This is a genomic window from Sorangiineae bacterium MSr12523 (genome assembly GCA_037157775.1).
GTDB lineage: Bacteria > Myxococcota_A > Polyangia > Polyangiales > Polyangiaceae > Pendulispora > Pendulispora brunnea.
In genome coordinates this window covers 3,968,819-3,981,045 of sequence record CP089982.1, presented here as the reverse complement: position 1 = coordinate 3,981,045, position 12,227 = coordinate 3,968,819, and the positions used below count along the sequence as shown (strand labels likewise).

The window sequence follows — 12,227 nt, the reverse complement described above, 5'->3', positions numbered from 1 at the left end:
GACCGTATCACTGCCCCTCTCGAATGCGCGAGCACGCCGTGAGGATCGGACATCCTTCCCGAAAAGACATGTATCCCACGCCAGCGGCCCTGCCCATAGCACCCCCGCGTGTCTTGCTCCGCCGCGATTCGAAACCAGGATAGCGTGCTCATCATGTAATCGCCTACAGTGCGGCCTGGATCGTCCAATTCGCAGCACAAGCTGAACCCGGAGAAGACGCGCTCCGCGGAACGATCCGCGAGAGCTCAGCGACGCTGGCCAGCGACCGAAATCCCAAACCAGAGCAGATCGATGGCATCCAATGGGGTCAACGCCCGATATGCTGCGATTTCAGCTTCCGTCAAGAGCTCCTTCTCGAGGAACGATGGGAAGAACTGCTCCAAGCTAAGACGCCAGACGGCCTCGGAAGGAAGCCCCACTCCGATCGTCAGTGGCTGCGTCAGGAGTCGGAGGTCCTGTACGCCGAGCCGGATTAGTCGCTCCGGGATCTTGCGCGCCCATAGCATGTCCGTCCCCTGTGCGGCGAACGCATCCATGGCTGCGCCCATCACTACCCTCATCGGCTCACACGACATTTCACTCACGGGGGGTACGTAGTAGTCCTCGACCACGATCCACCCCCCTGGTTTGAGCCACCCGATCGCGCGGCTCAAAATGTCGTCGCGCTGGGGAATATGGGACAGCGTCAAGCGCGCGTGGATCAGATCGAAGTGCCCTTTGGGGAAATCGTCCGTAATCAAGTCCGTTTGCGCAATCTCGAGATTCGGAAAGCGGCGCGCGTCGAGGTAACGCGGATCGATATCGGCGGCGACCACGCGTCCATGGCTGCAGCGGTCAGCCAACCAATAAGCGATCGAGCCAGCACCGGCGCCCATTTCGAGGCAGCGGAAATCCGGTCGAATGGGAAGAGATTGAAGCAATGCGATGGACTGTGGATCGGCCCATCCTTCCACCGCCCGCAGGCGCGCAAGCTCACTCGGGTAGTCTTTGCTGAGGAGCCCGGTGCTATATGGATCCGTAAGCTGGGGCTGCTCGGGACGCCCTTCCCTTGCGTCGTTCGCCATCGACGTTCCTCCTCGACCGTGGTTTGTTCCCCGATTCCGACTTGAACAGGGGGCGCTCGCCTGACGTCTACGCTCGCTCGAGTTCGACCACCCGTCGCTCGCGACGCCCGAAGCCGCCCTCAAGTGGCGTCCGGGCGAAAGATCGCCGTTCCAGCCGGCGGGCTTGCTGCATCGTGGGCTAGATCGCCCTGGTGGGGACGGTCCCCGCGGACGGGGACCAGCTACCCTGAGTGCGAAGGAGGGGAGTCGAACCCCTACAGGAATTACCCCACTGGAACCTGAATCCAGCGCGTCTGCCAGTTCCGCCACCTTCGCGTGACCCACCGGCGTTTACCCGGGGTGGGTGAGCTTCGTCAAGCACTCGTGTGATCTTTGCTCTCTTTCGCGTGTATTTGCTCGTTCTGTGTCCCGATTCGGGCGATTTCGGCCTTCCCGGCGGTCGAAAGGTGGACCCCCCGTGGGTCAGGACAAATCCCGTGCACCCCAATCGTTGCCAAGGCAACGCTTTGGATGCGCCAACGCCACAAAATTTGGCGCGTTTCCTGTGGTCAGCTGATGTCTATTCGTCATCCACGACGTGAATCGCACATCAATTCGTTGACTGCTTTACGAATGCAGGCAAGCTGCGCTCTGTGGAATTGGCCGACGCGCTCGTCGAAGGGCTACTTGCGCTCGATGTCCGGCATGTTTTCGGGGTGAGCGGTGCGAACATCGAGCATCTGCACGATGCTATCCATCGTCTCGGACGAGGGCGGCTCACGTCCGTTCTCGCCAAGCGCGAGGATGGTGCAGCCTGCATGGCCGATTATTTCGGGCGCGTAAGTCGCAGGCTCGGCGTGTGTTGCGCGACCTCGGGCGGCGGGATGATGAACCTGGTGGCCGGTGTCGCGGAGGCGTATCAGTCCTCCGTCCCGCTCCTGGCCATCGTGGGGCAGCCTCCGAAGCGACTCGAGGGGCGAGGCGCGTTCCAGGATTCCTCGGGCATTGGGCGCACGGTCGATGCGGTCCGCATGTTCTCGGCGCTGACCAAGTTTACTCGGCGGGTCGATGACCCAATGCGGTTCTGGGAAAACTTCGAAGATGCGGTCGTGGCCGCGCTCGAAGGCCGTCCGGGACCGTCCGCGTTGCTCTTTCCACGCTCGATTTTCGTCGCCCAGGTTCCCGACCGTGTGGCGGAGTTCGTCGCTTCGGTGAACGCCCGTGTTCATCCGCGGGAGGCACGGCTCGACGAACTGCGCGATGCTCTCGAGTTGGTGCGGCAGGCGCAGGCGCCCGTGATGCTCGTGGGCCAGGGTGCCCAGCGGACGCGGAATCGGCAGGCGCTGTTCGAGTTTGCGCGGGCCATCGACATTCCCGTTGCCACCACCATGGGCGCGCGGGGCGAGTTCCCGAATGACCATCCCAATTACCTCGGGGTGGTCGGCATGGCCGGACATCCGTCCGTCCATGACTTCATTCGCGACCGGTGCGACCTTCTCCTTCTCGCCGGGTGCTCGCTCGATGTCATGACCCGAGGGCCGTTCCTGCCGGAGAACGAAGGGAACCGTCCGCAGAGTCCTCCTCGATCGACCTTGCGGTCGCCGCGCGACGAGCTTTCGTCGCTGGTCGGCAAGCAGATGGTCGCCATTTCGGCGGATTTGGGAGAGCTGCGCCGGTCGCTTTCGGAGCCTCTCACGTGCGCCATCGAGGCGGACCTGGGGGCGACGTTCGAGCGGCTGCACCAGCTTCTGAACATGGCGCCCTTCAAGGTGCCGAGCCTCGGTTGCTATGTGCAGGAGTCGTTCGTCTCGGTGCCGGCGCCGTCGCCGGCGTCGGTGCCCGCGCCCCCGGCGTCGGGCGTGCGGGAGAATCCTCTGCTGCAGAGTCTCGCGCTCGAGAGTCTGTCGCAGTACCTGCCCGAGAAGGGCGCCATCCTCTACGACGCGGGGAACTGCGCGGCGGCGGCGTTGCACATGCTGTCCGTGCCCCCGGGGGTGACCTCGGTCATTGCGCTGGGCATGGGCGCGATGGGATATGGCATTGCGGGTGCCGTCGGGGCGCAGCTTGGCTCGCCTCCGGGGAGCCGCACCATGGTCTTTGCCGGCGATGGAGCCTTCCTCACCTTGGGGCAGGAGATCCACACGGCGGTCGACCTCGCGCTGCCGATCCTCTTCGTCATCTTCAACAACGCGATGCACGGCATGTGCGTGACGCGGCAGAATCGCTACTTCGAATCGCGCTACGAGGCCGTGTCGTATTCGCGCGTGGACATCGCGGAGGTGTCGCGCGGATTTGGCTCGGAGGAGCGGCTCTGGGTCGGCAAGGCGCACACCTTGGACGAGCTCGAGGCGCTCATGAACGACTTCATGCGCAATCCCATGCGAACCGGCGTCCTCGAGCTGGTGCTCACGGTGGAGGAGATCCCTCCGTTCATTCCATGCATGCCCGCCAACTCGGAAACGCGGCCCACGCGCGAAAGCTTCGAGCGGCTCAAGCCGGTCGCCGCCGATGCGTCGTCGGAGTCGCCGGCGATCCCGGACGAAACGGCGGCCGAACTAAGCCGCTGCGGGTAACGTTCCCATCTAGCCCACGAACTGCGAAGGCAGCCGTTCGAGCACGTCTTGGTGCACGCCGAGGATCCACACGTGCGCGTGATCGATCTTCTTCGCGCGGAGCTGCGCGGGGCGCACGACCACCAGAGAGACCACGAGGAGCGCGACCAGAGCGACGCCGGACAGAGCCAGCAAAACCTGGCCGGCAACTTCCGAAACAGCGGCCGCAAAAATGGCGAGAAGAGGCAAGGCGACCATCAAGCCAACGGTGCTCCACAGCACGATCGTCGTCTTTCGCCACCGCGCATCGCACGGCGCGCAAAGGGGGATCGGCATTCTTGCGTTGTTCCGCAGGAGCGCCATCACGATGAGGACCGCAACGGGGCCCAGCGCGAAGAAGAGGCCATACGTCCACGGCGGCGTGTACTGAAACTTGTGATCGCGCGTCACGAGACCGTCGACGCGCGCGCATTTCATGCACACCGCTGGCAGCCACGCTCGCCGCGGATGCACCACGGCATCTCCCTCGCGGTACGTGTAGAATGCAGGCGATGGCGCATGGCCGTAGCCATGGGCCGGGACATACGCAGGCGCGGTTTGGGGAGCGGCGTAGGGGTTCGCGTTCGGATCGACCGGGTTCATCGTTTTGTTCCCCCAAAGTACGAGATCGGTCGGGCTACGCCAGTGCCAGCAAGTACCCACTGCCGGGTCCCGCTCGCAAGCCACCCAAAATTCTGCGCATACCTGCCCCTAATCTGCGCGATGTCCGAACATCTCGGCCTCGAGGTAGGGCGGGGTGGAAAGATGCATCGGAGGGTGCTAGGTTCCTTCTCCTCACGTTCCGTTTCCGGCACACGACGAGGCTCTCTCTCCTTTGGGATCGGCTGGCTCTTGCATCTGGTGACGTCACCGTGGGAACGCGCTGAGACGGTTTCTCGGCTCGTGCCCTCCGCTCCGATCTGCACGGCTCGTCAGACGGGTGGTTCCGTTCCCAGTCCGGGGGCGGTTTTTTCAGAGCCGTGACGGATCGGGACGCGAGATGAGCAATCGACTTTACGTGGGCAACCTTTCCTTCCACTCCACGGAGCAATCGGTGCGCGATGTGTTCGCCGAAAGCGGCACCGTGACCGACGTGCACATCGTGACCGACCGCGAAACGGGCCGCTCCCGCGGGTTCGCTTTCGTCACCATGAGTTCACCGCAGGAAGCACAAAAAGCCATCGGCAGCCTCAACGGAGCCTTGGTCGACGGCCGCCCGCTCCGCGTCAATGAGGCGGAAGAGCGCGCGCCGCGAGGCGGCGGCGGTGGCGGTGGGGGCGGCGGTCGCGGCTTCGACGGCCCGCGCCGCGGCGGCGGTGGAGGCGGCGGCGGAGATCGCCGGAACCGCTGGTGATGCACCGTCGCGGGAACGAGGCGTCGCTGCGCTACGAGGCTCGTAAGCAGCGCGAAGACGACTCACCCCGACTGCGCGCGGAAGTTCCGACCCTCGAGACCTTGAAGCTCGAGATCGAAGAACGGCGCGGCAACACCACCAACCCGGAAACTACGTACATTCGCCGCATCGTCGTGGAGAGCGCCCCTGCCCTCTTCGCGTTGGTCTGCGGTGAGCGCGACTGCGAAGACGGTGGGCACGACATCACCTACGCGGTGATGGCCGGGCTCCGCCGAGGAAGCACGAAGTTCGAAGGCGAAGACGTCTGCCACGGAAGCGTGCGCACCACGACCTGCGGTCGCGTGCTGCACTACAAAGCCACGGCGACGTACCGCTCGTAACCCGCACGTCAACTAGATGCACTCGCCGAGCCCGGGAAACCCCTGGCTCGGCGTGCACATTTTTCCATCCGGACAGCGGTCGACGCCGGGCTCGCACAGCATGCTCCCCTTGCAGCTCGCCGCGCACTCGGTGTGCGTGAAGGAGCCGCGGTCCATGACGGTGCAACAGACGGTGCCGGCTTCGCGGCAATCGCGGGTGCGCTGGCAGGTGAAGTAGTCGCCCGACTCGCACTGATTCACCACGGTGCAATAGCCGTTGCGGTAATCCGTATCTCCAAAGTTCCGTGCGCAGCAGACGGCACGGGCCAAGGTGCAGGCACCATCGCCGCACGCGAGCGACACCCGTGATGCGGCGTCCGCTACCGAGCCAGGGATGCGGTTCTCGTCGATGGTCATCAGGCACGCCCCAAGGCTCGTGCCGACGACCGCGATGGCTCCAAGAACGATGGAGCACAAGGCCGCGCGCATGCCCTGAAGTTACAGTAAAACGAAGCTGTGGAGGAGCGCACGGAGACCTTTCAGGGGCCCAACGGTCCCCGGAGCGAAGATGGCGCAGGTGTCCCGAGCAGCATGCCCGAGCCAGGGCGCACCTTGGGGCCTTACGAGCTCGTGTCCTTCCTCGGTGCGGGCGGCATGGCCGAAGTTTGGGTCGCCGTGCGGCGCGGTGGCTTTGGCTTTCGCCAGGTGTTCGCCATCAAGATGATCCGCCCCGAGTACGCGAAAGATGCCGCGTTTCGGGCCATGTTCCTCAACGAGGCGCGCCTCGCGTCGCACGTGCGGCACACCAACGTGCTGCCGGTGCTCGACCTCGGCGAAGAGGGCGAAACGGTTTACCAAGCGATGCCCCTCGTCGAGGGCGAGTCGGTGGCTGCGCTCGTGAAGCGCCTCGCAGCGCGCACGCGGGAGCCGCTGCCGCTGGGTGCGGCGCTGCGCATTTGCATCGACGTGGCGCGCGGACTTCATGCTGCGCACGAGGCCAGGGACGAGGCGGGGCATCGACTCGAGCTCGTGCACCGGGACGTGTCGCCGCACAACATTCTCGTCGGCGTCGATGGCGTGGCCAAGGTGGCGGACTTCGGGATCGCGAAGGCCTTTGGCCTCGCGCATGCGGGCCACGGTGAGGCGGATGCCATCATCGGCAAGCGCGCGTACCGCGCACCGGAGCGAGGGATGCTCGATCGGCGTGCGGACATTTTTTCCCTGGGCGTGGTGCTCTGGGAACTGGTCACCGGCGAGCGGCTTTTTCAGGGCATCGAGGCATCGGCGTTCTTCTCGAAAACGCCGCAGGTTCCCGACGTGCGCGCGCACCGTCCGAACATTTCCGCAGCGATCGCAGAGACCGTGGCCCGGGCGCTCGCGGCGGACGTCAGCGCGCGATACCCTTCCGCGGAACACTTCGCCGACGCGATGGAGCGCGCCGCGCGGGCCGACGAGATCGATCTCTCGTCGAAGGTCGTCGGCAGCCTGGTGATACCGGCGGCGGATGCCGACGAGACGCATGCACCGACGACGTCGAGCCTTCCGCGGCCCTCGTCGCGTCGAACCTGGCCCGCGTTTGCGCTGGGTGGTGCGCTGGCCGTGGCGGCATCGCTGTTCGCGCTGGCGCCGCACCCGCAGATGCCCGCGACCGTCGCGTCTCCCGCGCCTGTCGTGGACTCACCAGCACCGGTCTCCGTCGCAGGCGAGATTGCGACCGCCGATGCCGCACCCCCGTTGCCGCCTGCTTCTGCAAAACCGACTGCAAAGCCGTCGGCCACGCCGCGGCGAACGCGGGCCCCGGCGCCGAAGTTCTCTAGCAACCCCTATGCGCACTGAACGCCGCGCCGCTCTTCTGGCAGCCGCACTTCTCCTTCACACCGCCCCCGTTCGGGCGGAGCCGACGGCGCACGAGCGTGCATCGGCGAGCTTCCAGCAAGCGCGCGCCGCATTCGCACGGCGCGAGTTCACCGCGGCAGCGGCCGCGTTCGAGCAAGCCGCGGAGTACGAGCCGCACCCCGTCGCCTGGTTGAACGCCGCCGAAGCTTGGGCGCGTGCCGACGATCCCGTGCGGGCCACCACCGATTGCGATCGCGTCCTTGCCGATCGCAACGCCGCGGCAACCTACCGCGACGAGGCCAAAACCCGCCTCGAGACGCTCGGACAGCGCGTGGCCACCGTCGATGTTCGCGGCAACCCGACCAGCCTGGCCTCGCTCGATGGCGGGCCCACGTTCTTGCTTCCCGCGCGCAAACGCATGGCCGCCGGCTCGCACGTGATCACCGTCACGGATGCCGGCAGCCCGCGACGATTTCCCATCACGGTGGGCCTCGGAGAGACCCTGCTCGTGGATGCCACGTCCGCACCGCCTCCCCCGCCACCTCTCGTCTCCATCCCCAAAGAGCCCGCGTCCGCGAAGCATCCGCCCACGGCCACGTGGATCGCCTTTGGCGTTTCCGGTGCGGCACTCGCCTCCGCCACCGTGTTCGGATTTCGCACGATGGGTGCACGCGACGACTTCAACGATTCACCCACCAACGGCACGCGCGATGCGTTCTACGGCGAGCGTCTTGCCACCAATGTGTCCCTCGGCGTCGCACTCGTGGCGGCGGGGGTGGGTCTAACCCTCTGGCTCCTCGCGCCATCGACACCCCGGAAATGAGTTCTTCCTCCTCCGAAACCGCAGCACTCCGTTCCACGGGCTCCTCCGTGCGGGTGCGGGCCGCCTGGCTCGAGGTGGTGGCCGGCCCCGATGCCGGAAGGCGCGCCCGCGTCGACCGGCCCGTGTTCGTCGTGGGCAAGGGCGAAGGCTGCGATCTTCGGCTGCGCGACACCACCGTATCGCGCGAGCATCTGCGCCTCGGTCTTTCGCCCCTCGGTGTGGTCGTTACGGATGGCGGCAGCAAAAACGGAACCTTCTGCGGTGCCCTGCGCATCACGCAGGTCACCCTTTCCGCCGATGCGACGTTGGTCCTCGGGGCGACCACCCTCGCCGTGCGCCTCGACACCGGCGAAACCGAGCTCGAACTCAGCGACAAAGAGCGATTCGGCGAAGCCTTCGGCGTCTCACCCGCCATGCGCAACGTGTTTGCACTGCTCGAGCGCGCCGCATCTTCCGAGGCGCCCATTCTCCTCGAGGGCGAGAGCGGCGTCGGCAAAGAGGTGCTCGTGCGTGCCGTTCACGCGCACTCGACGAGGAGCGAGGGCCCCTTCGTCGCCATCGACTGCGGAGCCATCCCGGCGCAACTCATCGAGAGTGAGCTCTTTGGCCACGAGCGCGGCGCCTTCACCGGTGCCGAACGCCCGCGCGAGGGCGTCTTTCAGCAGGCCCATGGCGGCACGCTCTTTCTCGACGAAATCGGCGAGCTCTCCCTCGATTTGCAGCCGAAGTTGCTTCGCGCGCTGGAAATGGGCGAGGTGCGGCCCATCGGCGGGCGCCCGCGCGCCGTCGATGTGCGCGTGCTCGCGGCCACCAACCGGCGCCTTGGCGAGGCGGTGCATCGAGGCGAGTTCCGCATCGATCTGTTCTACCGCCTCGCCGTTCTGCGCGTCGTCGTCCCGCCGCTTCGCGATCGGCGCGAGGACATCGTTCCCCTCGCCCTCTCCTTCCTGCGCCGCACCACGCGCGATGCCCAGGCCGAGCTGCCGCCGGATTTCGCCGCCCTGCTGTCCTCCTACGCGTGGCCCGGCAACGTGCGCGAGCTGCGCAACGTCATCGATCGCTACGCGCTCTTCGGCGCCGCCAACCCGCGGCGGCTCTTCGATCCGGAGCCCGCGCTGGCGAGCACACCGGACGCGGAGCTCTTCGACGTTCCCTTCCACGAGGCGAAGCAGACCTTGGTCGAACGCTTCGAGCGCGCGTACCTCACGCACGCACTCAAGGCCAGCGGCGGCGTGGTCACCAAGGCCGTCGAGCGCACCGGCATCGCGCGGCCGACCATGTACCGCATGCTGAACCGCCTCGGTCTCGGGAAGACGTCCGACGACGAGGGTTGATCTCAGTCACCACGTGTTGCGGCTGTCGGGAACGCAGGGCCTGTACACGTATTTCGCGTTCTTCGGCCCAGTGACTTGAAGATCGCGCTGCGACGAATTGATTCTCCACGAGTTCGCGCTCGTGCAGTTGGGCGCCTTCTTGTATTCCACGTTGAAGACGGCTTTGCCCTTCGCGGCGAAGCTATCCTTGAAGAAGCGGCATTCATCGAATTCCCAGCATTCCTCGGTGAGAGCCCAGTCGTACAAGGGCTCGAGCTCGACGGCTTCCGTGTTGTTCCCTTTCAGACCAATGGACAGCCCGAGCGAATGCGCCATGTCGGCAAGCGCCTTGTGGTAGGCCGCATTGTCTCGTTTGGTGATCGGAAAGCCCGGGTTGTTGCTCCACACCTCGGTTTCATCCGGCTCGACGGCGTCGAATCCCTTGTTCTTGCACCAGTTGATCATGCGCTTTTTCATGATCGGCAAGAGGATATCCATCTGACGAATATCCAGCCAATAATGCCCGTCCCATCCTTCGTCGGGATTCCCAATGACGGATTTCGGGAAGTCCTTCGCATCGGAACGGAAATCTTCCCACACGCCGGCATCGAAGTAGCAAATCGCTTTGTTGTTCGGATTCGCCGCATGAAGGCTGGCCACCGTGGATGCAGGCGTCAGCTCTCCGTCGATGTCGTACACGGTGACATTGGCCAACATGTCGCGCGGGTAGACGAAGGTGTCGGACAGCTGCCAGTGCCAGTGAATCGGCTTGTCGCTGCGCGGCTGCCACCACGTTGCAGGCGTGGAGCCGCCGTCGGTCGGGCGCGCATCCGGGGCACCCGCATCGCGGGGCCGGCGAATGTCGTCGTCCGTCACCTCACCATTCGCGCCATGGCCCGCATTCGCAGCGCCATCCGAGCACGCGGCAACGCCAAGGCAAACGAGGCAAACCCGCGAGAACGTCGCACAGCACCGCATCGAAAACGAAGAGTCGGTCATGAGGCCTCCTGACCGGCCCCTACGCACGTTCAAGGCCAGCCGAAACCTCGACGAAAAACGCGACGCGCCGATCCGAAGTGTCTCACGCGTGAGAAAGGCCTCTCGCCGCGTAGACAGAAACCGGCGCTATAGTCCGCGGCCGTGGACGACAACCCGCTGCAGATTCTCGATTCGCTCTATCGAGGTTTTCGCGAGAGCTACCTTCGCTACACCTTTTTGACCGCGCAGGTGCACGCGTGGGCCTTCCGCTTTCCGGAGTTGGTTCGCGTGCAATCCATCGGCAAATCGCTCGAGGGCCGCGATCTCTGGCTTCTCATCATCGGCCCCGATCCCGATCGCGTGCGCCCCGCCGTGTGGGTCGATGGGAACATGCACGCGGGCGAGGTGTGCGGCTCCAGCGTGGCGCTCGCCATCGCCGAGGACGTGATCCGCATGCACCTCACCCCACCGGATCAGCGCGATCCGCATGGCCTGCCCCCGCACCTCCGAGCCATTGCGACCGATGTTCTCTTCTACGTGCTCCCGCGCATGTCGCCCGACGGCGCCGAGGCCGTGCTCACCGAAGGGCGCTACGTCCGCTCCAACCCGCGCAACCGCCGGCCCGAGCGGCACCAAATCCCGCACTGGGTCTACCGCGATCTCGACGGCGATGGTCTCACCTTGGCCATGCGCCAGCGCGACGAAACCGGTGAATTCGTCGAGTCGAAGGATTTCCCCGGCCTGATGCTCCCGCGCCAGCTCGAAGACGAGGGCCCCTTCTACAAGATGTACCCCGAGGGCATCATCGAGCCCTTCGACGGTGTCACCATCCCCGATCCCGGCTACCTGACGGACACCGACACGGATCTCAATCGGAACTTCCCCTGGTCGTGGGTGCCGGATGCCGAACAGGCGGGGGCTGGCGCCTTTCCCACCAGCGAGCCCGAATCGCGCGCCATCGTCGCCTTCGCCTCGGAGCACCCGGAGATCTTCGCCTGGCTCAACCTCCATACCTTTGGAGGCGCCTTCCTGCGTCCGTTGGGCACGGCCCCGGACAAGAAGATGAACCCTTCCGATCTGGCGGTTTACCAGCAGATCGGTGCGTGGTGCGAAAAGTTCACGGGCTACCCCATGGTGTCGGTGTTCGAGGAGTTCCTCTACTCGCCCGACACCGTTCTGCACGGCGACCTCGCCGCATTCGGCTACCACCAGCGCGGCGCCATTGCGTACGTCTGCGAGCTCTGGGACTTTTTCGCGCAGGTCGGCCTGGAGCGCAAACGGCCCTTCATCCTGCGCTATTCGCAGATCTCGCGCGAGGAGTTCGTCCAGATTGCGCGCTGGGATCGCGAGCACAATCAGTCGCGCATCCTGCGGCCATGGCGCACCTTCCAGCATCCGCAGCTCGGCGAGGTGGAAATCGGCGGGCGCGATCCGCGTGTGGGCATCCAGAATCCACCGTACGAGCGCCTTGCGGAAATCTGCACCAACCAGGCGGCCGCCCTTTTCCGCGTGGCCGCCCTCGCGCCGCGCATCGTCCTTGGCGAGCCCCAGATCACGCGCCTCGGCGAGGACACCTACCGCGTGGAAATCACCGTGGAAAACCGCGGATACTTGCCCACCTTCGTGCTCGCGTCGGCCAAGGGCCTCCCGTTCAATGCACCGCTCGACGCCGAGGCCGTCGCCGAAGAGGGCCTGCAGGTCACCCCGCCCCACGAGGCACGCCGCGACGTCGGCCATCTCGAAGGATGGGGCCGCGGCCTCGACGCGTCGCTCGGCTTCGTGGTCCAGCAGCATGCGCGCGGAAATGTCTCCCGCCGGACCGTCTCCTGGGTCGTCTCCGGACGCGGTTTCCTGACGGTTCGCGTGCGGAGTTGCCGCACCGGGCTCATCGAGCGAAGATTCCACGTGGGGAGCGACTCGCGTCCATAAC

The 12,227-nt window shown here is 65.6% G+C and carries 11 protein-coding genes and 1 tRNA gene; 7 read left to right on the top strand and 5 right to left on the bottom strand.

The genetic code is table 11. From position 1 onward, the window contains the following. Positions 1-245: 245 nt before the first annotated feature. On the bottom strand, positions 246-1,064 hold the full coding sequence (locus LZC95_16065; GenBank protein ID WXA98341.1) for a methyltransferase domain-containing protein: 819 nt from the start codon (positions 1,062-1,064) through the stop codon (positions 246-248). A gap of 231 nt (positions 1,065-1,295) precedes the next feature. Continuing rightward, positions 1,296-1,379, bottom strand: a tRNA-Leu gene (locus LZC95_16060). Between the two features lie 317 nt (positions 1,380-1,696). On the opposite strand from LZC95_16060, the gene LZC95_16055 reads away from it, so the two are divergent. Beyond that, positions 1,697-3,616 carry a thiamine pyrophosphate-binding protein gene (locus LZC95_16055; protein ID WXA98340.1) on the top strand — a complete coding sequence of 640 codons (1,920 nt, stop codon included), beginning with the start codon at positions 1,697-1,699 and terminating at the stop codon, positions 3,614-3,616. 9 nt (positions 3,617-3,625) lie between these two features. On the opposite strand, the gene LZC95_16050 is transcribed toward LZC95_16055, so the two are convergent. After that, positions 3,626-4,237, bottom strand: coding sequence for a hypothetical protein (locus tag LZC95_16050; GenBank protein ID WXA98339.1), 612 nt, complete (start codon positions 4,235-4,237; stop codon positions 3,626-3,628). A gap of 397 nt (positions 4,238-4,634) precedes the next feature. Here LZC95_16050 and LZC95_16045 point away from each other — a divergent pair, with 397 nt between their 5' ends. Both LZC95_16045 and LZC95_16040 read left to right on the top strand, forming a co-directional pair. After that, positions 4,635-4,988 carry an RNA-binding protein gene (locus LZC95_16045; protein ID WXA98338.1) on the top strand — a complete coding sequence of 118 codons (354 nt, stop codon included), beginning with the start codon at positions 4,635-4,637 and terminating at the stop codon, positions 4,986-4,988. Then, complete coding sequence (locus tag LZC95_16040; GenBank protein WXA98337.1) at positions 4,985-5,368, top strand: hypothetical protein; 384 nt, start codon at positions 4,985-4,987, stop codon at positions 5,366-5,368. The genes LZC95_16045 and LZC95_16040 overlap by 4 nt, the downstream gene beginning before the upstream one ends. Positions 5,369-5,380: 12 nt before the next feature. On the opposite strand, the gene LZC95_16035 is transcribed toward LZC95_16040, so the two are convergent. Further along, positions 5,381-5,836, bottom strand: a complete 456-nt coding sequence (locus LZC95_16035) for a hypothetical protein (protein WXA98336.1) — start codon at positions 5,834-5,836, stop codon at positions 5,381-5,383. A 27-nt stretch (positions 5,837-5,863) separates the two neighbouring features. Here LZC95_16035 and LZC95_16030 point away from each other — a divergent pair, with 27 nt between their 5' ends. Genes LZC95_16030 through LZC95_16020 form a run of 3 tightly spaced genes read left to right on the top strand, consistent with a single transcriptional unit; the run spans position 5,864 to position 9,340 of the window. Further along, on the top strand, positions 5,864-7,183 hold the full coding sequence (locus LZC95_16030) for a protein kinase (GenBank protein WXA98335.1): 1,320 nt from the start codon (positions 5,864-5,866) through the stop codon (positions 7,181-7,183). Further along, complete coding sequence (locus LZC95_16025; protein WXA98334.1) at positions 7,173-8,006, top strand: hypothetical protein; 834 nt, start codon at positions 7,173-7,175, stop codon at positions 8,004-8,006. The genes LZC95_16030 and LZC95_16025 overlap by 11 nt, the downstream gene beginning before the upstream one ends. Continuing rightward, on the top strand, positions 8,003-9,340 hold the full coding sequence (locus tag LZC95_16020; protein WXA98333.1) for a sigma 54-interacting transcriptional regulator: 1,338 nt from the start codon (positions 8,003-8,005) through the stop codon (positions 9,338-9,340). The genes LZC95_16025 and LZC95_16020 overlap by 4 nt, the downstream gene beginning before the upstream one ends. A 6-nt stretch (positions 9,341-9,346) precedes the next feature. Here the strand turns inward: LZC95_16020 and LZC95_16015 are convergent, their stop codons facing one another. Further along, positions 9,347-10,318, bottom strand: coding sequence for an endo alpha-1,4 polygalactosaminidase (locus LZC95_16015; GenBank protein WXA98332.1), 972 nt, complete (start codon positions 10,316-10,318; stop codon positions 9,347-9,349). Between the two features lie 141 nt (positions 10,319-10,459). Between LZC95_16015 and LZC95_16010 the strand changes: the two genes are divergently transcribed. Continuing rightward, positions 10,460-12,226, top strand: a complete 1,767-nt coding sequence (locus tag LZC95_16010; GenBank protein WXA98331.1) for a M14 family metallopeptidase — start codon at positions 10,460-10,462, stop codon at positions 12,224-12,226. Position 12,227: the final 1 nt, after the last annotated feature.

What these genes read in the sequence shown, in the direction of transcription:
- LZC95_16050 (WXA98339.1), bottom strand. Translation starts at nt 4,237, where the DNA reads ATGAACCCGGTCGATCCGAACGCGAACCCCTACGCCGCTCCCCAAACC.
- LZC95_16045 (WXA98338.1), top strand. Translation starts at nt 4,635, where the DNA reads ATGAGCAATCGACTTTACGTGGGCAACCTTTCCTTCCACTCCACGGAG.
- LZC95_16015 (WXA98332.1), bottom strand. Translation starts at nt 10,318, where the DNA reads ATGACCGACTCTTCGTTTTCGATGCGGTGCTGTGCGACGTTCTCGCGG.
- LZC95_16035 (WXA98336.1), bottom strand. Translation starts at nt 5,836, where the DNA reads ATGCGCGCGGCCTTGTGCTCCATCGTTCTTGGAGCCATCGCGGTCGTC.
- LZC95_16065 (WXA98341.1), bottom strand. Translation starts at nt 1,064, where the DNA reads ATGGCGAACGACGCAAGGGAAGGGCGTCCCGAGCAGCCCCAGCTTACG.
- LZC95_16020 (WXA98333.1), top strand. Translation starts at nt 8,003, where the DNA reads ATGAGTTCTTCCTCCTCCGAAACCGCAGCACTCCGTTCCACGGGCTCC.
- LZC95_16025 (WXA98334.1), top strand. Translation starts at nt 7,173, where the DNA reads ATGCGCACTGAACGCCGCGCCGCTCTTCTGGCAGCCGCACTTCTCCTT.